Annotated in this window: 17 protein-coding genes; 9 read left to right on the top strand and 8 right to left on the bottom strand. The window is 72.5% G+C overall.

Translation table 11 applies throughout. The features are described from left to right. Positions 1-436 precede the first annotated feature (436 nt). Positions 437-1,153, bottom strand: a complete 717-nt coding sequence (gene ndgR, locus ACIPK3_RS28205; protein ID WP_402574100.1) for an IclR family transcriptional regulator NdgR — start codon at positions 1,151-1,153, stop codon at positions 437-439. Positions 1,154-1,255: 102 nt separating this feature from the next. Between ndgR and leuC the strand changes: the two genes are divergently transcribed. The 4 genes from leuC (at position 1,256) to ACIPK3_RS28185 (ending at position 4,557) form a co-directional block, all read left to right on the top strand. Next, positions 1,256-2,689, top strand: coding sequence for a 3-isopropylmalate dehydratase large subunit (leuC, locus tag ACIPK3_RS28200; protein WP_402574098.1), 1,434 nt, complete (start codon positions 1,256-1,258; stop codon positions 2,687-2,689). Positions 2,690-2,694: 5 nt separating this feature from the next. Next, a complete protein-coding gene (leuD, locus tag ACIPK3_RS28195) occupies positions 2,695-3,288 on the top strand; it encodes a 3-isopropylmalate dehydratase small subunit (protein ID WP_402574096.1) in 594 nt (197 codons plus the stop codon). A gap of 263 nt (positions 3,289-3,551) precedes the next feature. Continuing rightward, positions 3,552-3,782, top strand: coding sequence for a hypothetical protein (locus tag ACIPK3_RS28190; protein ID WP_402574094.1), 231 nt, complete (start codon positions 3,552-3,554; stop codon positions 3,780-3,782). Between the two features lie 136 nt (positions 3,783-3,918). Next, a complete protein-coding gene (locus ACIPK3_RS28185) occupies positions 3,919-4,557 on the top strand; it encodes an HU family DNA-binding protein (RefSeq protein WP_402574092.1) in 639 nt (212 codons plus the stop codon). A gap of 109 nt (positions 4,558-4,666) precedes the next feature. On the opposite strand, the gene ACIPK3_RS28180 is transcribed toward ACIPK3_RS28185, so the two are convergent. Beyond that, a complete protein-coding gene (locus ACIPK3_RS28180; protein ID WP_402574090.1) occupies positions 4,667-4,879 on the bottom strand; it encodes a hypothetical protein in 213 nt (70 codons plus the stop codon). 1,234 nt (positions 4,880-6,113) lie between these two features. Further along, positions 6,114-6,752: a 2-phospho-L-lactate guanylyltransferase gene (gene cofC / locus ACIPK3_RS28175; RefSeq protein ID WP_402574088.1), complete on the bottom strand. Its 639-nt coding sequence runs from the start codon at positions 6,750-6,752 to the stop codon at positions 6,114-6,116. 175 nt (positions 6,753-6,927) lie between these two features. On the opposite strand from cofC, the gene ACIPK3_RS28170 reads away from it, so the two are divergent. Genes ACIPK3_RS28170 through ACIPK3_RS28160 form a run of 3 tightly spaced genes read left to right on the top strand, consistent with a single transcriptional unit; the run spans position 6,928 to position 9,946 of the window. Continuing rightward, positions 6,928-7,722: a lysophospholipid acyltransferase family protein gene (locus ACIPK3_RS28170; RefSeq protein ID WP_402574086.1), complete on the top strand. Its 795-nt coding sequence runs from the start codon at positions 6,928-6,930 to the stop codon at positions 7,720-7,722. Beyond that, on the top strand, positions 7,719-8,729 hold the full coding sequence (locus tag ACIPK3_RS28165; protein ID WP_402574085.1) for an NAD(P)H-dependent glycerol-3-phosphate dehydrogenase: 1,011 nt from the start codon (positions 7,719-7,721) through the stop codon (positions 8,727-8,729). The genes ACIPK3_RS28170 and ACIPK3_RS28165 overlap by 4 nt, the downstream gene beginning before the upstream one ends. Positions 8,730-8,788: 59 nt before the next feature. Further along, positions 8,789-9,946 (top strand): D-alanine--D-alanine ligase family protein, encoded by a 1,158-nt coding sequence (locus tag ACIPK3_RS28160; RefSeq protein ID WP_402574083.1) that lies wholly within the window; start codon positions 8,789-8,791, stop codon positions 9,944-9,946. A 48-nt stretch (positions 9,947-9,994) separates the two neighbouring features. Here the strand turns inward: ACIPK3_RS28160 and ACIPK3_RS28155 are convergent, their stop codons facing one another. Together ACIPK3_RS28155 and ACIPK3_RS28150 are read right to left on the bottom strand one after the other, a co-directional pair. After that, a complete protein-coding gene (locus tag ACIPK3_RS28155) occupies positions 9,995-10,522 on the bottom strand; it encodes a DUF3515 domain-containing protein (protein WP_402574081.1) in 528 nt (175 codons plus the stop codon). Positions 10,523-10,542: 20 nt separating this feature from the next. Then, positions 10,543-10,776, bottom strand: a complete 234-nt coding sequence (locus tag ACIPK3_RS28150) for an Lrp/AsnC family transcriptional regulator (protein ID WP_402574079.1) — start codon at positions 10,774-10,776, stop codon at positions 10,543-10,545. Between the two features lie 214 nt (positions 10,777-10,990). Between ACIPK3_RS28150 and ACIPK3_RS28145 the strand changes: the two genes are divergently transcribed. Then, a complete protein-coding gene (locus ACIPK3_RS28145) occupies positions 10,991-11,956 on the top strand; it encodes a thiamine-phosphate kinase (RefSeq protein WP_402574078.1) in 966 nt (321 codons plus the stop codon). Between the two features lie 128 nt (positions 11,957-12,084). On the opposite strand, the gene rpmB is transcribed toward ACIPK3_RS28145, so the two are convergent. Beyond that, complete coding sequence (gene rpmB, locus ACIPK3_RS28140) at positions 12,085-12,270, bottom strand: 50S ribosomal protein L28 (RefSeq protein WP_004924906.1); 186 nt, start codon at positions 12,268-12,270, stop codon at positions 12,085-12,087. A 260-nt stretch (positions 12,271-12,530) separates the two neighbouring features. Here rpmB and ACIPK3_RS28135 point away from each other — a divergent pair, with 260 nt between their 5' ends. Then, positions 12,531-14,210 carry a DAK2 domain-containing protein gene (locus tag ACIPK3_RS28135; RefSeq protein ID WP_402574076.1) on the top strand — a complete coding sequence of 560 codons (1,680 nt, stop codon included), beginning with the start codon at positions 12,531-12,533 and terminating at the stop codon, positions 14,208-14,210. Positions 14,211-14,240: 30 nt separating this feature from the next. On the opposite strand, the gene ACIPK3_RS28130 is transcribed toward ACIPK3_RS28135, so the two are convergent. Next, on the bottom strand, positions 14,241-17,144 hold the full coding sequence (locus tag ACIPK3_RS28130; protein ID WP_402574074.1) for a tetratricopeptide repeat protein: 2,904 nt from the start codon (positions 17,142-17,144) through the stop codon (positions 14,241-14,243). Next, entirely contained in the window at positions 17,141-18,973 is a 1,833-nt protein-coding gene (locus tag ACIPK3_RS28125) for an HSP90 family protein (RefSeq protein WP_402574072.1), read from the bottom strand. Before ACIPK3_RS28125 ends, ACIPK3_RS28130 begins: the two co-directional genes overlap by 4 nt. Positions 18,974-18,996 lie beyond the last annotated feature (23 nt).

Below are 18,996 nucleotides of genomic sequence, written 5' to 3'. Positions count from 1 at the left end.
GGGAGGGGGCGGACGTGCCCTGAGGCTGAGAGCTCTCGCCGGCGCCGGGCTTCCGGCACTCGGCTTCCGGCGCCGGGTTTCCGGCGCCGGGTTTCTGGCACTCGGGCTCCGGCATTGAGCCTGCGGCGGGCTCCGGCCCCGGGTTTCCGGCACTCGGGCTCCGGTATTGGTCCTGCGGCACCCGGCACCCGGCACCCGGCTTCCGTCGCCCGCTTCCGGCGCTCGGGCTCCGGCATTGAGCCTGCGGCACTCGGGCTCCGTCGCCGGGTTTCCGGCGCTCGGGCTCCGGCACCGGGCCTCGGGCACCGGCACGGAGCCCCGGAGGCGACGCCTGGCGTCGAAAAGGGCCCGCCGCGGCGTTGAGGCGGGCCCCTTTCGGTGCTGTTGTCGTCTCTGAGGGCCCCGAAGGGGCCGAGGGGGTCGAGAGGGCGGGGGGTCAGCCCGAGCGGCGCAGGGCCTCGGAGAGGCGGCCGGCGGCGTCGATGACCGCCTGGGCGTGCATACGGCCCGGATGGCGGGACAGGCGCTCGATGGGGCCGGAGACGGACACCGCGGCCACCACACGGTTGGACGGACCACGCACCGGCGCGGAGACCGAGGCGACGCCCGGCTCGCGCTCGCCGATGGACTGGGCCCAGCCCCGGCGCCGTACACCCGAGAGGGCCGTGGCCGTGAAGCGGGCGCCCTGGAGACCCCGGTGCAGCCGCTCCGGCTCCTCCCAGGCGAGCAGGATCTGCGCCGACGAGCCCGCCTTCATCGTGAGCGTCGAGCCGACCGGAACCGTGTCCCGGAGACCGGACAGACGTTCCGCCGCGGCCACGCAGATCCGCATGTCGCCCTGGCGCCGGTAGAGCTGCGCGCTCTCGCCGGTGATGTCGCGCAGGTGCGTGAGCACCGGGCCCGCCGTCGCCAGCAACCGGTCCTCGCCCGCGGCCGCGGCCAGCTCGGCCAGCCGGGGTCCGAGGATGAACCGGCCCTGCATGTCCCGCGCCACCAGCCGGTGGTGTTCCAGTGCCACGGCCAACCGGTGGGCCGTGGGCCTTGCCAGTCCGGTGGCCCCGACCAGACCCGCGAGGGTGGCCGGACCGGACTCCAGAGCGCTCAGGACAAGGGCTGCCTTGTCCAGAACGCCGACGCCGCTACTGTTGTCCATGCAACGATACTCGCGTCTCACTCTGTGAAACGCAAGTTCAATTTTCCGCGAGACGCGCAACCCTGGTTATGCACAGCAGGCCGCACAGCCGAAGGGAATGCGATGGGTAGGACACTCGCGGAGAAGGTCTGGGACGACCACGTCGTCCGGCGCGCCGAGGGCGAGCCCGACCTCCTCTTCATCGATCTGCACCTGTTGCACGAGGTGACCAGCCCGCAGGCCTTCGACGGCCTCCGCAAGAACGGCCGCCCGGTGCGCCGCCTCGACCTCACCATCGCGACCGAGGACCACAACACCCCGACCCTCGACATCGACAAACCCATCGCCGACCCGGTCTCCCGCGCCCAGCTGGAGACCCTGCGCAAGAACTGCGCCGAGTTCGGGGTGCGCCTGCACCCGCTCGGCGACGTCGAGCAGGGCGTCGTGCACGTCGTAGGCCCGCAGCTGGGCCTGACCCAGCCCGGCACGACGGTGGTCTGCGGCGACTCCCACACCTCCACGCACGGCGCCTTCGGCGCGCTGGCGTTCGGCATCGGCACCTCCCAGGTGGAGCATGTGCTGGCCACCCAGACGCTGCCGCTGGCCCGCCCGAAGACCATGGCCATCACGGTCGACGGCGAGCTGCCCGACGGCGTCACCGCCAAGGACCTGATCCTGGCGATCATCGCCAAGATCGGTACGGGCGGCGGCCAGGGCTACATTCTGGAATACCGCGGCTCCGCCATCGAGAATCTCTCGATGGAGGCCCGGATGACCATCTGCAACATGTCGATCGAGGCCGGCGCCCGCGCGGGCATGATCGCCCCCGACGAGACCACCTTCGACTACCTCAAGGGCCGCCCGCACGCCCCCGAGGACGCCGACTGGGACGCGGCCGTCGCCTACTGGAAGACCCTGCGCACCGACGAGGACGCGGTCTTCGACGCCGAGGTCGTCATCAACGCCGCCGAACTGTCGCCGTTCGTCACCTGGGGCACCAACCCCGGCCAGGGAGCGCCGCTTTCGGCATCGGTCCCCGACCCGGCTTCGTACGAAGACGCATCGGAGCGGCACGCCGCCGAAAAGGCCCTGGAATACATGGGGTTGGCGGCCGGCCAGCCGCTGCGCTCCATCGGTGTGGACACCGTCTTCGTAGGTTCCTGCACCAACGGTCGTATCGAGGACCTGCGCGCCGCCGCGGACATTCTGCGCGACCGCAAAGTCGCCGACGGCGTAAGGATGCTGGTCGTCCCGGGCTCCGCGCGGGTGGGCCTCCAGGCCGTCTCCGAGGGTCTGGACGTGGTCTTCAAGGAAGCCGGCGCCGAATGGCGGCACGCGGGCTGCTCGATGTGTCTCGGCATGAACCCGGACCAGCTCGCCCCCGGAGAGCGCTCCGCCTCCACCTCCAACCGCAACTTCGAGGGCCGGCAGGGCAAGGGCGGACGCACCCACCTGGTGTCGCCGCAGGTCGCGGCCGCCACCGCCGTCCTCGGCCACCTGGCCTCCCCGGCCGATCTGACCGCGCAGACCGCCGCCCCCGCGCCCGCTGGAGTCTGAGAGCCATGGAAGCATTCACCACCCACACCGGCCGGGCCGTCCCGCTGCGCCGCAGCAACGTGGACACCGACCAGATCATCCCTGCTCACTGGCTCAAGAAGGTGACCCGGGACGGGTTCGAGGACGGGCTGTTCGAGGCCTGGCGCAAGGACCCGGAGTTCGTGCTCAACCGTCCCGAGCGGCAGGGCGCCACGGTCCTGGTCGCAGGCCCCGACTTCGGTACCGGCTCCTCCCGTGAGCACGCCGTCTGGGCGCTCCAGAACTACGGCTTCAAGACCGTGATCTCCTCCCGCTTCGCCGACATCTTCAGGGGCAACTCGCTGAAGAACGGCCTGCTCACGGTGGTTCTGGAGCAGTGGACCGTGGACGCGCTGTGGGATCTCGTGGAGAAGGACCCGCAGGCCGAGATCACCGTCGACCTGGAGGCCCGCGAGGTGCGCGCCGAAGGCGTCACCGCCGCCTTCGAGCTGGACGAGAACTCCCGCTGGCGGCTGCTGAACGGCCTGGACGACATCTCCATCACCCTCCAGAACGAGGGCGACATCGCCACTTACGAGGCCAAGCGGCCGTCGCACAAGCCGCGGACGCTCCAGGCCTGATTCCTGGACCCGCCGGGGTCGGTATCCGGCCACCGCAACCTCCTCTCCGTACCCCCGATCGCCACGATTGGGGGTACGGCCATGTCTGCACCCGAACGGCCCTGGGCGTTCCCGCAGGTCCGCTCAACTTGGCGCGTTAGCAGGGTGATTACTGGGGTACGTGAGTACTGTGATCACAGTCTTGGCAAGTGCCTGGAAGGCCATTTGAGCGGCAGTTGCACCCTGCGCAGGCGACAACTCGCCCCAGATGGCACAATCTGTGCATGGAACGTGACGGCCAACTCGAGCTCCACGCGGTGGTCGCGGACCAACTCAAGGAAGCGCACACAAGAGTGCGCGAACTGCAAGTCCCGGAGGGCGTACGGATGGCGCTGACCCGGAAGCTGCTGGTCATTACGGCCGCGGCCAAACACGATCTCGCCGCTGCGGCAAGGCGTCTGGATCGGTTCCTGGCGGACCTCGACGAGGGGCGAATCCCCGGCGGGGAACGCTGAACCGCCCGAGCCGGCCGAGTCCGTTGCGGCACAAGGGTGATTAGGCCGTTTCGTGTTTGATTTGCGGTATATATCTGCCTAACGTGCGAAAAAGCTTGAACACTTTCGTTCTGGCGATGTCTCCGAAGGGGAAGACGTGAACAAGGCGCAGCTCGTAGAAGCGATTGCCGACAAGATGGGCGGCCGCCAGCAGGCCGCCGATGCTGTCGACGCGGTCCTGGACGCCATCGTCCGCGCGGTCGTCGGCGGGGACCGGGTCTCGGTCACCGGCTTCGGGTCCTTCGAGAAGGTGGACCGTCCCGCTCGCTACGCCCGCAACCCCCAGACGGGCGAGCGGGTTCGGGTCAAGAAGACCTCCGTTCCGCGCTTCCGCGCCGGTCAGGGCTTCAAGGACCTGGTCAGCGGTTCGAAGAAGCTCCCGCGCGGTGGAGAGGTCGCCGTCAAGAAGGCCCCCAAGGGCAGCCTGACCGGGAGCGCCGCCGCGACGGTCAAGAAGGCCGCCGCGAAGAAGACCACCGCCAAGAAGGCCACCGCCGCGGCGAAGAAGGTCACGGCGAAGAAGACGACCGCCAAGAAGACCACCGCGGCCGCCAAGAAGGTCACGGCGAAGAAGACCACCGCCAAGAAGGCCACCACCGCGAAGAAGGCCACCGCGACAGCGAAGAAGACCGCCGCGAAGAAGGCCCCCGCGAAGAAGGTCACGGCCAAGAAGGCCCCCGCCAAGAAGTCGACCGCGCGCAAGACCACCGCCAAGAAGGCCACGGCCGGCCGCTAGAGCTTCTCTTTCGGATCCTTGTCCGATCCGAAGGACTCGGGGCAATCACACGCCGGGTCGGACTCCCGCGGGAGCCCGGCCCGCGGCGCGTCCGGGTTCCGGGGGCCGGTCAGAACGTCTGGAGGGTCACCAGCGTCACGCGGACGTCCGCCGCGGCACCCCGCTCCGGCTCCATCTCGATCCGCACCCGCTGCCCCGGCCGCAGCAGCCGAAGACCCCCCGCGTCGAACGCCGCCGCGTCGAAGGGCACCGGCGTGCCGTCGTCGAGCAGCACCTGACCGCAACGGGTCTCGGGGTCGTACGTGTACGCGGTCGCCTGCATGACGGCAGCGTACTCCCGGCACATCCCTCCCCACCGCCCCCAGCCCCAAGCCCCCCGGGCACCCCACCCCAGCACCGCCCCCGACGCCACTTCCGGTACCGGCCACCTGGCTCGGCCCCGGCACCGCCTGCGGCGCCGACCCCAGTCCCGGGCGCGGTTCCCTGGCTCGGCCCTGGCCCCCGGCCCCGGCTCCGCCCGCGATGCCGACCCCAGTCCCGGGCGCGGTTCCCTGGCTCGGCCCCCGGCTTGGCCCCCGGCCCCCGGCTTGGCCTCCGCCCCCGGCTCCGGAGCTTGGCCTCAGCGTGGGGCTGGTCCCGGCGCCCGCTCCCGGCACCTGGCCGCTGGCCGGGTTCGGCCGCCCGGCTCGGCCTCCGACCTCGACTCCGGCGCCTGGCTCCAGTGGCTGGCCCCGGCCCCAGCTCGGGCCTGGGCTACGGCTCGGCTCACCGGCCCCGGTGCCCGGCCCCCGCCGCCGGTCCTGACCTGGGGCCCTGACCTGACCTGGGGCCCTGACCCCGGCTCTGGCCCCGGCCTGAGTCCCAGCCTCGGCGCCCGGTCCCCAACTCTGGCCTCGGCCCGCGGCTCGACTTCTGGCTCCGGCCCAGCTTCTGGCCATGGCCCTGGATACGGTTCTGGGCCGGTCTCGGCTCTGACTCCGGCCCGGTCGGGCCCCTGATTCCGCCTTGGCTCTGTTTTTGGCCCCGGCCAGGCTCTGTTCCGGCGTCGGGCCTTTTGCCCGGCCACCTGGCCTCTGGGCCTCCGCTCCCGCGCGGCACGTGCTTCCGAGGGCCCACACCCGCCGAGCACCAGACGTCGTGATGGGCAGGGCCGAGCAACCGGGCGTGACAGCCCGGTGATAGCCCGCTGACCTGTCTCACCTCCACCGCTCCGGGCTCCGAGTCTGGGTCCCCTGAATCGGCTCCGGTTCCGGCCCGGCCTCGCACCCGGCTCCCGCTTCGGCCCCAGCCCTAGCCCTGGCTCGGCTCGGCCCTGCCCCTGGCTCGGCCCCGGTCAGGTCCCGTTCCCGCCTCGGCCCTCAGCCCTGGCTCGGCTTCAGCCACGGTTCGGCTCCGGCCAGGGCCCTGCTCCGGCCTCGGCCCCAGCCTTGGCTCGGCTTCAGCCACGGTTCGGCCCCGGTCAGGGTCCTGCTCCGGCCTCGGCCCCAGCCATGGCCCGGCTCCGGCCAGGGTCCCGCTCCGGTCGCGGTCGGCACCTCCTCGGCCGTCCTGGCGGCTCAGGATCCCGGGATCAGGAGTCCCGCCGTTGCCGTCGACGTATGAGGCCCCACGCCCAGGGTCAGGGCCGCCCGGAGGTCTTCGCCGGTGTCGACGTCCTGGCGTACCGAGTCGACGTCGGCGAGGGGCAGCTCCGTGGCGCCGGAGGCGTGGTGACGGGAGCGGGAGTCGCCGCCGAAGAGCGGGCGCAATTCCGTGCCCGGGATCGCCGCCAGCAGCGTGGTGCCGATTCCTGCCGCGTCCGGGAGAAAAGCGCGCGGGAATTCCGCCGCCGAGTTCAGCACCCGGGACAATTCCGCGGGGCGCAGGGCCGGCAGGTCGGCGTTCAGGGCCGCCACCGCCGCCGCGGGATGCCAGGAACGCACGACGCGTGCCCCGTGCGCCAGGGCGGCGTTCAGCCCGCCGCCCGGCTCGTCCGGGACGATCCGGGCGCCCAGCGCCGCCAGCTCACGGCCGGCCAGTGGGTCGTCCGTGACGACTGCCACATCGCCAACCTCCGGGCAGGCCAGCGCCGCGGCCACGGTGTCCTGCGCGAACGCGAGGGCCAGCCCCGGGCGAACCCCCTCGGCGGCCGTGTCCGCGAGCCTGCTCTTGGCCCGCGCCAAGGGTTTGAGGGGTATGACCAAGGTCCACCGCACCGTCGTACCGTCCCTCCCGCGCCCTCCCGTGTCGCCGTCATTGTCCCCCGGGTCCCGCGGCGGTCCCGGTCGCGGGGCGTACGGTGTTCTCGACAGACCGGCTGCCCGGGGCGACACTTGTGCGGCTCCCGGTCCGGGGAAACCCCCGGAGGAAGTCCTAGAGGAAGGTGTCCGCGTGTCCCGCCGCAGAATCGGGTTCTGGTACCGCTTCGCAGCGGTCCTGTGCAAACCCCCCCTGGTGGTTCTGATCAAGCGGGACTGGCGCGGAATGGAGAACATTCCAGCCGACGGCGGATTTATCACCGCGGTGAACCACAATTCACACGTGGACCCCTTCGCGTACGCGCACTATCAGTACAACACCGGACGGGTTCCGCGTTTCCTGGCGAAGAGCGGGCTTTTCAAGAAGGGATTCGTCGGGGCCGCGATGCGCGGCACCGGACAGATCCCGGTCTATCGCGAGAGCAGCGACGCGCTCAGCGCGTTCCGCGCCGCGATCGACGCCGTGGAACGCGGCGAGTGTGTCGCCTTCTACCCGGAGGGCACCCTCACCCGCGACCCGGACGGCTGGCCCATGACCGGCAAGACCGGTGCCGCGCGCGTCGCGCTCCAGACCAGGTGCCCGGTCATCCCGGTCGCCCAGTGGGGCGCCAACGAACTTCTGCCGCCGTACGCCAAGAAGCCCAACCTCTGGCCGCGCAAGACCCACCGCGTCCTGGCCGGCCGGCCGGTCGACCTGACCCGTTTCTACGGCCAGGAGATGACGCCTGAGCTGCTCAAGCAGGCGACCGAGGCCATCATGGCCGACATCACCGGCCTGCTGGAGGAGATCCGCGGCGAGAAGGCCCCCGAGGCGGCCTACGACCCGCGGCGGGAGCGGATCGAGCAGCGGCGCCGGACGGCGGAGCAGACGCACAGCGGTCAGGTGGGCAGCCAGCCGGACAGGCAGGCGGAAGGGCAGAGCAAGTGAGCAAGCCGGTCAAGGCGGCGGTCTTCAGCGCGGGTTCGTGGGGCACGGCCTTCGGCATGGTGCTCGCCGACGCGGGCTGTGAGGTCACCGTCTGGGCGCGCCGCCCGGAGGTCGCCGAGGCGATCAACTCCACCCGGACGAACCCCGACTACCTGCCGGGTGTCGAGCTCCCGGAGAACCTGCGGGCCACCACCGACCCGGCCGAGGCCGCGGCCCTCGCCGACCTCACCGTCCTCTCGGTCCCCGCCCAGACGCTGCGCGCCAACCTCGCGCAATGGCGGCCGCTGCTCGCCCCCGACACCGTCCTCGTCTCCCTGATGAAGGGCGTCGAGCTGGGCTCCGCGATGCGGATGAGCGAGGTCATCGAGGACGTCACGAAGGTCGGCGCGGACCGGATCGCCGTGGTCACCGGGCCCAACCTGGCCCGCGAGGTCGCCGCCCGCATGCCCGCCGCCGCCGTGGTCGCCTGCACCGACGAGACGGTCGCCCAGCGGCTCCAGGCCGCCTGCCACACGCCCTATTTCCGCCCCTACACCAACACCGACGTCGTCGGCTGCGAACTCGGTGGCGCGGTCAAGAACGTGATCGGGCTCGCGGTCGGCATCGCCGACGGCATGGGGCTCGGCGACAACGCGAAGGGCTCGCTGATCACCCGGGGCCTCGCCGAGACCACCCGGCTCGGCCTGGCGCTGGGCGCCGACCCGCTGACCCTCTCCGGACTCGCGGGCCTGGGCGACCTGGTGGCCACCTGCTCCTCACCGCTCTCCCGCAACCACACCTTCGGCACCAGCCTCGGCCGGGGCATGACCCTGGAGGAGGCGAGCGCGGTCACCAAGCAGACCGCCGAGGGCGTCAAGTCCTGCGAGTCCGTGGTGGATCTGGCCCGCAGGCACGGGGTCGAGATGCCGATCGCGGAAACCGTGGTGGACATCGTGCACGAGGGCAAGCCGCCGGTCGTCGCGCTCAAGGAGCTGATGTCGCGCAGCGCGAAGCCCGAACGACGCTGAGCGACCCGGCCAACCGAACGCTGTATCGAGGTTGTACCACCGGGTACTCTCAACCCGATATGAGCACCGAGAACCTCCCCCAGAGCCCTGAGCAGCAGACTCGCAAGCCGCGCGTGGCCGTCGTGTTCGGCGGCCGCAGCTCCGAACACGGGATCTCCGTGGTCACCGCGGGCGCCGTACTGCGCGCCATCGACCGGACCAAGTACGACGTCCTGCCCATCGGCATCACCAGTGACGGCCGGTGGGCGCTCACCGCCGACGAGCCGGACCGTATGGGCATCACGGACCGCCGTACCCCGGAGGTGACGGATCTCGCCGAGTCCACCGAGGGCGCCGTGGTGCTCTCCGTCGACCCGGCCAACCGCGAGGTCGTCTACAGCGAGCCCGGATCGGTGCCCAAGGCGCTCGGCGAGGTCGACGTGGTCTTCCCGGTGCTGCACGGCCCCTACGGCGAGGACGGCACACTCCAGGGGCTCCTGGAGCTGTCCGGGGTGCCGTACGTGGGTTCCGGTGTGCTCGCCTCGGCCGTCGGCCAGGACAAGGAGTACATGAAGCGGGTGTTCACCTCCTTCGGGCTCAAGGTCGGCCCGTACGTGGTGATCCGGCCCCGCGAGTGGCAGCTGGACGAGTCGGCCGCCCGCAAGAAGATCGTGGACTTCGCCGGGGAGCACGGCTGGCCGCTGTTCGTGAAGCCCGCGCGCGCGGGTTCCTCGATCGGCATCACCAAGGTCGACGACATCTCCGGCCTGGAGGAGGCGATCGCCGAGGCACAGCGCCACGACCCCAAGATCCTCGTGGAGGCCGCCCTGCGCGGCCGGGAGATCGAGTGCGGTGTCCTGGAGTTCGAGGACGGCCCACGCGCCTCCGTGCCGGCCGAGATCCCGCCGCCGGACGCGCACGCCTACTACGACTTCGAGGCCAAGTACATCGACTCCACGCCCGGTGTCGTCCCGGCGCCGCTCAGCGGCGAGGAGACCGCCGAGGTGCGGCGGCTCGCGGTGGACGCCTTCGAGGCGGCCTCCTGCGAGGGCCTGGTCCGCGCCGACTTCTTCCTCACCGAGGACGGCGAGTTCGTGATCAACGAGATCAACACGATGCCCGGCTTCACGCCGATCTCGATGTATCCGGCGATGTGGCAGGCGACCGGGATCAGCTACCCGGAGCTCATCGACCGGCTGCTGTCGGCGGCGCTGCGCCGCTCGACGGGGCTGCGCTGACACCGCGCGGAGTCACGGAAGTCGGGCCGGCCAGGTCGTTCCGGCCGGTCAGTTCATGGAGGCGATCCCGGTCGGGATCGCCTTCTTGACGCCGGGCGCCATCCCGGTGAGGACCCGTGCGCTGTCGTCCTGACCCGACAGTTCCTTCGGCAGGGTCAGCTGTACATAGGCTTCGCGCTCGGTCGTGGTGAACCGCCACGTTCCGTCGTCCCGCTTCTCCATGAGCCAGCCGACGCCGTCGACGTCCCCGCCGATCGCGTTCGGGTCCTCGCCCTTGGCCACCTCGGGGTCGATCATCTTCGGCGGCCGGGTGACACCGCAGCGCAGTATGATCGCCGGGCTTCCCCAGCCCGCCGTGTAGGCGGACCGGGGCTCGGGGTCGTTACGGCTCCGTCCGTCCAGCTTCCGCGGCAGGGCCTCGTGCAGGTCCCGGCAGATCCTGGCCGTCTTGGCGTCGGGGGTGGGAACCGCGACGTCGGCACTGTCGTCTGCCGAGGAGCAGCCCGCGACGGTGACCAGCAGGGCGAGTACGGACGACCCCGCGAGAGTGCGGCGCCGGTGACGGAAGATGTTCACCGGCCAAGGGTAGACGGGGGCTACAGATGCACGACCGGGCAGGTCAGGGTGCGGGTGATGCCGTCCACTTGCTGGACCTTGGCGACCACCATGCGGCCGAGGCCGTCGACGGTGTCGGCCTGTGCGCGCACGATGACGTCGTAAGGTCCCGTCACGTCCTCGGCTTGGAGGACTCCGGGGATCTTGCCGATCGTCTCGGCGACGGTCGACGCCTTGCCGACCTCGGTCTGGATCAGGATGTACGCCTGTACCACGGAACCTCCAAGGCGGCCACGAGGATCATGTGGGGAAAAGGAACGCCACGGTATCGCGTCGCCGCCCACCACGGGGAGACCCCGGGCGACCGGGGCCCCCGCCCCAGGGTAAAGGCGCGGCACAGGTTGACGGTCACCTCGACCGTATCGGGGACGATGAAGACACGCGAGCCGGTCGACAAGGTACGGACAGGTATAGAAGGGGCGCCAGGACATGAAGGGCACTGTTGGTGAGCTGGGGGAGTTCGGGCTCATCAGGGAGCTCACCTCCCGTCTGACGACCACCCCGGTGGTCCGGGTCGGCCCCGGTGACGACGCCGCGGTGATCGCGGCGCCCGACCGCCGGGTCGTGGCGAGTACCGACATCCTGCTGGAGGGGCGGCACTTCCGCCGCGACTGGTCCACGGCGTACGACGTGGGACGCAAGGCGGCCGCGCAGAACCTCGCGGACATCGCGGCCATGGGCGCCGTACCGACCGCGCTGCTGCTCGGCCTGGTCGTGCCCGCCGAACTCCCGGTCGCCTGGCCCAGCGAACTGATGGACGGCCTGCGCGACGAGTGCCAGGTGGCGGGTGCCGCGGTGGTCGGCGGCGACGTGGTGCGGGGTGACACGATCACGGTGTCGATCACCGCGCTCGGCGATCTGCGCAACCAGGAGCCGGTCACCCGGGGCGGTGCCCAGCCCGGCGACCTGGTCGCGGTGACGGGCTGGCTGGGCTGGTCCGCTGCCGGGTACGCGGTGCTGTCCCGGGGTTTCCGCTCACCGCGCGCCTTCGTCGAGGCCCACCGCCGCCCCGAGCCGCCCTACCACGCGGGTCCGGCGGCCGCCGCGCTCGGCGCCACGGCGATGTGCGACGTGAGCGACGGGCTGATCGCCGACCTCGGGCACATCGCGGAGGCCAGCAAGGTCCGCATAGACATCCGCTCCGGCGCGATCGACATCCCGTCGCAGATGAACGACATCGGGCAGGCCGTCGGCGTCGACCCCATCCAGTGGGTGCTGACCGGCGGAGAGGACCACGCGATCGTGGCGACCTTCCCGCCGGACGTGAAGCTGCCGGCCCGCTGGAAGGTGATCGGCGAGGTCCTCAACCCCTCGGCGCTGCCCCAGGTGACCGTGGACGGGGCGCCGTGGACGAGCCGGGGCGGCTGGGACCACTTCGGGAGCATCGAGTCGTGAGCGCACCGCTGCCCGGGTCCGGCACTCCGGACCCGGGCAGCGGCACTTGTGCGAAAAGGCCCGGCCCACCGTGAGGTGGACCGGGCCTTTTCGAGCGAACCAGCAGTGGCCGCGCGCTTAGCGATTGGTCAGCGCGAGACCTTGCCGGCCTTGATGCACGAGGTGCAAGCGTTCACGCGCTTCGGCGTCCCGCCCACCACGGTACGAACGCGCTGGATGTTCGGGTTCCAGCGACGGGGCGTACGGCGGTGAGAGTGCGAGATGTTGTTGCCGAAGCCCGGGCCCTTGCCGCAGACGTCGCAGTTGGCAGCCACGGGTCACTCCAAAGACTTCAGATGCATTTACGGTCGATCCCGGCAGGCCGGGGTCGAGATCCTAGAAGCTGAGATCTTGAGTGGCGTTGCCAGGGGGAATGGCCCGATCAGATCGGGCAACCGGAGCAGCATACAACGCCTGCTCCGGTACCGCGAAACTATCACGCAGCTCAGGGCCCCGACCTCGGCCCTCCTCCGGCGGCGACCCGTCCGGGGGCTACCCTGCGATGCGACGGCCGAGGCGGCTCAGGGAGGCTCAGGTGGCGCGGGTGCCGCGGACATTCGACGCTGTCGCGGTGCGCACCTGGTGCGCTCTCGCGCTGCGGGCGCTGGGGCAGGCGCGCGAGGAGATCGACGCGATCAACGTCTATCCGGTGGCCGACGGTGACACCGGCACGAACCTGTATCTGACCCTGGAGTCGGCTGCGGCGGCGGTCGAGGCCGTGTTCGCCGGACACGAGGCGGGCCCGGCACAGGGCGCGCAGCCTTCGCTGGCCGACGCCGTGCACGCCATGGCGCACGGCGCTCTCATCGGGGCCCGGGGCAACTCCGGGACCATCCTCGCCCAGCTGCTGCGTGGCATGACCCAGGTGCTCACCGCCGACGCCGGGACGGCCCACGCGGACGGGCCGCTGCTGCGGCTGGCCCTGCGGCACGCGGCGGATTCCGCCCGCCGGGCGGTGGCCCACCCCGTCGAGGGCACGGTCCTGTCCGTGGCCTCCGCCGCCGCCGAGGCCGCCGAGGCCGCCGAGGCCGCCGAGGCCGCCGAGGGGGACTGCGGGACGGTCGCCCGGGCGGCCCACCAGGGGGCCTGTACGGCCCTCGCGGCCACCCCCGGGCAGCTCGCCGTCCTGGAGCGGGCGGGAGTGGTCGACGCCGGCGGGCAGGGCCTGGTGGCGGTGCTGGCGGCCCTGGTCGAGACGTTCACGGGGGAGGCGCCCCGGGACGATTCCGCGCCGTACGCGCGCGTGGAGCCCGCGGCCGGTCCGGAGGGCTGCGCCGACCGGGACGCCACGACCGGCCCCGCCTTCGAGGTGATCTACCTCCTGGACGCCGACGACACCGCCGTGGCGCGGCTGCGGGAGCGTCTCGACGCGCTCGGGGACTCCCTGGTCGTGGTCGGCGGGGACGGCCTGTGGAACGTCCATGTGCACGTCGACGACGCGGGTGCCGCCGTGGAGGCGGGCGTCGAGGCCGGACGGCCGCACCGGATCCGGATCACGCACTTCGCGACCGCGGGCGAGCCCACCGGAGGCGGGCGGCCGCCCCGCGAGCGAGTACAGCGGGCCGTCGTGGCCGTGGTGCCCGGGGAGGGCCTGGCCGGGCTGTACGCCGAGGCCGGCGCGACCACCGTCCTCGCGCGCCCCGGAGAGCCGCCCGCCAGCGGGGAACTGGTCGAGGCCGTACGGCGCGCCCACGCGCGCGAGGTGGTGCTGCTGCCCAACGACGCCGAACTGCGGCACACGGCGGCCGCGGCGGCCGAGCAGGCCCGCACCGAGGGCATCCGCGTCGCCCTCATCCCGACCCGCTCCGCGGTCCAGGGAATGGCGGCGCTGGCCGTGCACGAACCGCAGCGCCGGTTCGACGAGGACGTCGTCCAGATGACCTCGGCGGCGGGCGCCACCCGCTACGCCGAGGTCACCGTCGCCGAGCACCAGTCCTGGACCATGGCCGGCATCTGTCAGGCCGGAGACGTCCTGGGCCTCATCGACGGCGATGTGGCGGTCATCGGCACGGACGTCATCGCCGCCGCCGAGACCGTCCTGGACCGCATGCTCCAGGCGGGTGGTGAACTGGTCACCCTCGTCCTGGGCGACCAGGCCCCCCAAGCCGTCACCGACCGCCTGGAGTCCCGCGTCCGCGAGTCCTACCTGGCCGTCGACACGGTCGTGTACCAGGGCGGCAGGCAGGGGTCGCTCCTCCTCATCGGCGTGGAGTGACCCCTTCGCCGGTGCGCTCCGCGGCGGCCGTCACCGTGCGCCGAGCCGCAGGATCCTCTGTGCCTCGGCCCGGCGCGACCGAACCGTCTCGTCCGAGGCGTCGGCGTCCTCGTAGGCGTTGAGCACCTCGCGCGCGCGTGCGGTCGCGTTCTCCCGGTGGCCCAGTTCCTCCTCCAGCCAGCCCGCGACCAGCAGGGCCGCCGTGCGGTCGGGCAGGGCGGCATCGCCCAGGGTGCCGAACACCGCGGCCGCCCGGGCCAGCTGGTCGAGGGCCTGCTCGGCCGCCCCGGCGTCCTCGGGTGCCGAACGGGCCAGCAGCTCACCGAACTGGCGGTGCGTGTGGCCGAGTTCGGCGGTCATCCGCTGCCGCTCCGCCGGATCGTCGCAGTCGGCCGCCACCGCGCACTCCTCGACCGCGCCGGCCATCAGCTCCCGCGCCCCGGCCGTCCCGCCCTCGGTGCGCAACGCCAGCCACGCGCGGGCGCGCAGCGAGCGGACGAGGCCGAACACACTGCCCAGTGAGCGCCACAGATCGCCCGCGCGCGTGTAGGCACGGTCCGCGTCGTCCGCGAGCCCCGCCTGTGCGAGCGACTCGGCGGCGAGATGGGCGAGTGTCGCGTGGTCGTCCTGCTCCGGCCACAGCCGGGCGATCTCGGCGGCCCGCAACCGCTGCTGGGCGGCCTCACGGTGCTCGCCCAGCTCGCCGAGGCAGTCCCCGAGCCACCACCGCGCCTGTACGACCGCCCCGTCCCCGTGCGTCTCGGCGGTCAGGTCGGCCAGCGAGGCCTCCAGCACCTCGGCCGCCTCCGCGAACCGCCGCTGCCCCAGCAGGAAGCCGCCCAGCAGATGCCGTGCCCAGGCGCCCAGGGTCGTGCTCTCGCCCGCCGCGTCGGCCCAGTGCGCGGCCTCCAGGGCGTGCTCGGCCGCCTCCGGCACCGCGCCCCGGGCACCGACCACCTCGGCGAGCTGGAGGTGCAGCTGGGCCCGCCCGACCGGCTCCAGATGGGGCCCGCCGTGTTCCAGGGCCGCCCGCAGCGCACGCTCCGCCCCGGCCGGGTCGCCGAGCCGATGCGCGAGGGCGGCGACCCGCACCTCGTACTCGACCGAGAACCACGGCAGCCCCGCCGCCACGAACCCGCGCACCGCCGCCCGGAACAGCTCCGTTGCCCGCTCCGGCTCACCGGCCCGCTCCGCGAGTTCGGCGAGCATCGCCCGCCCCTCGGCGGCCCGCGCGGCCAGCCGTACATCGTCCCCGGCGCGTCCGTCCACCAGGGCCAGCAGCTCGCGTACGGCCCCCTCGGCTTCGGAGTCCGCGCCCGGGGCGTCCGCGTGCACCGCCCGCATCAGGATCCGCGCCCGCCCGATCAGCACGGACGCGGTCTGCCGTACCCCGGTGCCGTCCGCCGCGTACAGCGCGAGGATCCGCTCGTACGGCTCCGCGACCGCCGCCAGCGCCTCCCCGACCTCACCCGCCAGCGCCCGTACGTATGCGGCACGCGCGCGTGCGGCGAGAGCCTCGCCGGGATCGCCGGCCTCCGCGTACAGTTCCGCGGCCCGCTCGAACAGGCCCGCGCCCCCGGGCCCCAGGTCCATCGCCCGGTGATCGGCGATCTCCGCCCGGTCCCGGGCGTCCAGGGCCACGCCCTCGGCCGCCCGCGCGACCGCCGCCCACGCCTCCACCGCGTTCGGCTGGAGAGTGTCCGACAGCCGACGGGCCCCGGCGAGCAGCGCGGGCAGGTCCGGCGCGTCCGCCTCGGCCGACGTCACCGGGTCCTGCGGGGACGGCACGGCGGAGCCCCCGGTGCGCACGGCACCCGTCCGCACCCCGAGCGGCAGCCGCTCCACCAGCGGCGGCTGGTCCATCCGGGCGCGCGCCATCTCACCGACGTACGAGGAGCCGTTGCGCAGATCGAACCGTCCCGCCAGTTCCAGGGCCTCAGCGCGCGCGTGGACGGCGAGTTCCCGCGCGGTCCACGCCCGGCCGGCGGGGCCGGGCACCCGCTGCTCCCCGTGCCCGAGCCCGGTCAGCCGGTCCATCAGCAGCGCCACCACACCCATGAAGTCCACCCGGCTGCGCGGCTGCCCGGTGTCCGTGAAGTACGCGGGCCGCTCCGCGAGCAGTTCGAGCCCGCGTGCCTCGTTGCCGGTCAGCGCGCAGAACTCCACATGGTCCGCGTAGGCGCCGCGCATGCTCTCCATCGGCCGTACCAGCCGGAAACCGCGCAGATGGTGGGCGCGGGCCTCGTCCACGCGGCCCAGCCGCAGCAGGGGCGTCAGGGACGACGCGAGGACGTTGTGCGGTTCGTGGGCACAGGAGTACTCGCCCGTCAGCACCGGCCGCCACAGCTCCAGCGCCTCGGCGTCCCGGCCCTGCCGCACCTGCCAGGTGCCCTGCCCGTGCAGCTCGCACGCGTGGCAGTCGGCCATCCGGTCCCGGTCGGCGGCGAGCCACGCGTCGTACGCCCGTCCGGCGCGCGCCAGGTCCCCGATGTGCTCGCCCACGTTGAACTCGGCGCTGCGCACCGCCCGTTCCGAGTGTCCGGCCAGCCGGTAGCGGTGCTCCATCTCGCCGAGCCACTTCTCGACCGAGGCGAGCGGGATGTGCGGCTGGTCCAGCATCCCGGCCGTCACCCACTTGAACACCCAGTGCAGCGAGTGCGTCTCGTACTCGTCGAACTCCTCGGGCCGCTCGTCCCACATGCGCAGCAGTCGCGCGAACGGGACGAACATCCTGTCCTTCTCGGAGCTGTAGTTGTAGACCTTCAGCTGGTGCCCGAGCGCCTCGATCACGGCGAGCGGTATGCCGAGCCGCTCCGCGTCGGCGAGCAGCTGCTCCGCGCGCGCGTTGCGCGCGGGTCCCTCCGGCTGTTCGCCGTTCTCCGCCATGGCACGGCGCAGCGAGTCGAAGTCGGTGATCCCGGTGTTCCCGGTCATCGGCGGCCGTCCTCCCCGTGTGTGGCCCACTCCAGGAGCCCGATGAAGGCGCGGTTGAGCAGCGCCGAGTCCGCCGGCCGCAGCGGGCGCTGCGCCATCAGCAGCGCCTGCCCGTACAGCGACTCGGTCGCGGTGCCGATCAGCTCCGGGTCCTTCAGTGAACTGATCCGCCGGATCAGCGGGTTGAGATGGTTGAGCACCAGACGCGCACGCGGGGCGCTGCCGCGCAGCGAGCCGAGGATGCCGGCCCACAGGTCGTCGGCCTGCTCCTCGGCGTCGGCCCGCGCCTGCTCGTGCCGGGCCGACCGGTCGTCCAGGTGCAGCACCGGCACCGACAGCGGATGAAAGGCACGCAGCACGACATCACAGCCCAGGGGGTCGAGTTTCGCCCGCGCGGTCGCGAGGAAGCCGGACAGGGCCAGCTCCTCGGCCGCGTCGACCGCGTCCAGATGGGCGGTCACGGTGTCCGCGTCCAGCTCGGCGACCACCGTCCCCGGGCGCACCGACGGCAGCGCCTCGACCAGCTCGCTGTCGTACGTGTAACCGCCGTTGACCACGCCGATGCCCTGCGCGGAGGCGATCGGCGCGACCTGCCGGTACTCCTCCACCGTCCGCGTGAAGTGCACGACGGGGTGCCGCTGCGCGAACTCCTCCAGGGACAGCCGTCCGTCGGTGGTCTCGAACGGCAGCCACGGCAGCATCGTGCGCAGCATCTCGCCGTCGTGCCGGGCCAGCGACTTCACGCCCAGATGGTGCACCGACAGGAACGCGGCCAGCCGCTCCGGATCGCCCGCCGCCAGCCCCGTCAGCCAGGAACGGATCCGCTCGCCGAGCGCCTCCCGCACGGCGGCGAGGGTCTCGTCCTCGTACAGGGACTCGCGTGAGGCGGTGGGCCGCAGGCTGTCCGTGTCGAGGACGCAGCGCACGAAGAACGCCCAGTCCGGCAGCAGCTGTTCGGCCCGCTCGGTGAGCAGCATGCCCTTCAGGTGCACCCGGTGCGTGGCCCGCTGCGCGGGACTGACCGCCGCGGGCAGCACGTACGCCACGCCGCGGATCCCGGCCAGCGGCACGTCCAGGCCGATCGAGTCCAGCGGTGTGAACCCGAACAGTTCATGGCAGTGCCGGGCCAGCGCCACCCGGCGGGTGGCGGGGGAGGGGTAGGGACGGTCCCAGGGCGCCGGCAGGTCGGTGACCGGCTCGCCGCCCACGCGCACGTCGTACGGCAGCAGCGACCCGAAGTCCCGCGCCAGCGCGCGCACCCGTTCGGGCGAGAGCCACTCGGCGGCCCCGGCCCGCGCCTCCAGGTGCACGGTGGTGCCCGGTTCGGGCCGTGCCTCGTCGGGAAGCGTCCGCACGGTGTAGGAGCCGTCGTCGCGCGCCGTCCACTCCACGGGCGGCGCGCCGGGCGTACGGGCGCTGCGGCTGACGACCCGGATCCGCTCGGCGACCACGAAACAGGCGAGCAGTCCTATGCCGAACTGGCCGAGGAAGTCCGAGCGGGCCTCCTGCAGACCCTCCGCACGCTTGGAGCTGCGGCCGATCGTCGCCAGCAGGCTGTGCACGTCGGACTCGGTCAGCCCGACGCCGGTGTCCTCCACCCGCAGGGCACCGTCCTCGGCGTACAGCCGCACCCGGGCCGGGGCGCCGGGCTCCTCGCCCCGCCGGGCGGTGATGGCGTCCACCGCGTTCTGGAGCAGTTCGCGCAGGTAGACCTTGGGGCTGGAGTACAGGTGATGGGACAGCAGGTCCACCAGACCACGCAGGTCGACCTGGAACGAATGAGGGGACGCCGGTGAGGCCGGGGATGACTGAGAGGTCTGGAAGTCCATCGTCGCAGCGCCGGTGGGGGGAG

Source organism: Streptomyces sp. NPDC086787 (assembly GCF_044745865.1).
Taxonomy (GTDB): domain Bacteria; phylum Actinomycetota; class Actinomycetes; order Streptomycetales; family Streptomycetaceae; genus Streptomyces.
The sequence above is the reverse complement of the archived record's forward strand: the minus strand, read 5'-3'. Positions and strand labels throughout refer to the sequence as shown.

Excerpts from the sequence above, each read along its gene's own strand:
- ACIPK3_RS28125 (WP_402574072.1), bottom strand. The coding sequence starts at position 18,973 with ATGGACTTCCAGACCTCTCAGTCATCCCCGGCCTCACCGGCGTCCCCT.
- ACIPK3_RS28145 (WP_402574078.1), top strand. The coding sequence starts at position 10,991 with ATGAAGGGCACTGTTGGTGAGCTGGGGGAGTTCGGGCTCATCAGGGAG.
- ACIPK3_RS28160 (WP_402574083.1), top strand. The coding sequence starts at position 8,789 with ATGAGCACCGAGAACCTCCCCCAGAGCCCTGAGCAGCAGACTCGCAAG.
- leuD (WP_402574096.1), top strand. The coding sequence starts at position 2,695 with ATGGAAGCATTCACCACCCACACCGGCCGGGCCGTCCCGCTGCGCCGC.
- ndgR (WP_402574100.1), bottom strand. The coding sequence starts at position 1,153 with ATGGACAACAGTAGCGGCGTCGGCGTTCTGGACAAGGCAGCCCTTGTC.
- ACIPK3_RS28180 (WP_402574090.1), bottom strand. The coding sequence starts at position 4,879 with ATGCAGGCGACCGCGTACACGTACGACCCCGAGACCCGTTGCGGTCAG.
- ACIPK3_RS28190 (WP_402574094.1), top strand. The coding sequence starts at position 3,552 with ATGGAACGTGACGGCCAACTCGAGCTCCACGCGGTGGTCGCGGACCAA.
- ACIPK3_RS28130 (WP_402574074.1), bottom strand. The coding sequence starts at position 17,144 with ATGACCGGGAACACCGGGATCACCGACTTCGACTCGCTGCGCCGTGCC.
- leuC (WP_402574098.1), top strand. The coding sequence starts at position 1,256 with ATGGGTAGGACACTCGCGGAGAAGGTCTGGGACGACCACGTCGTCCGG.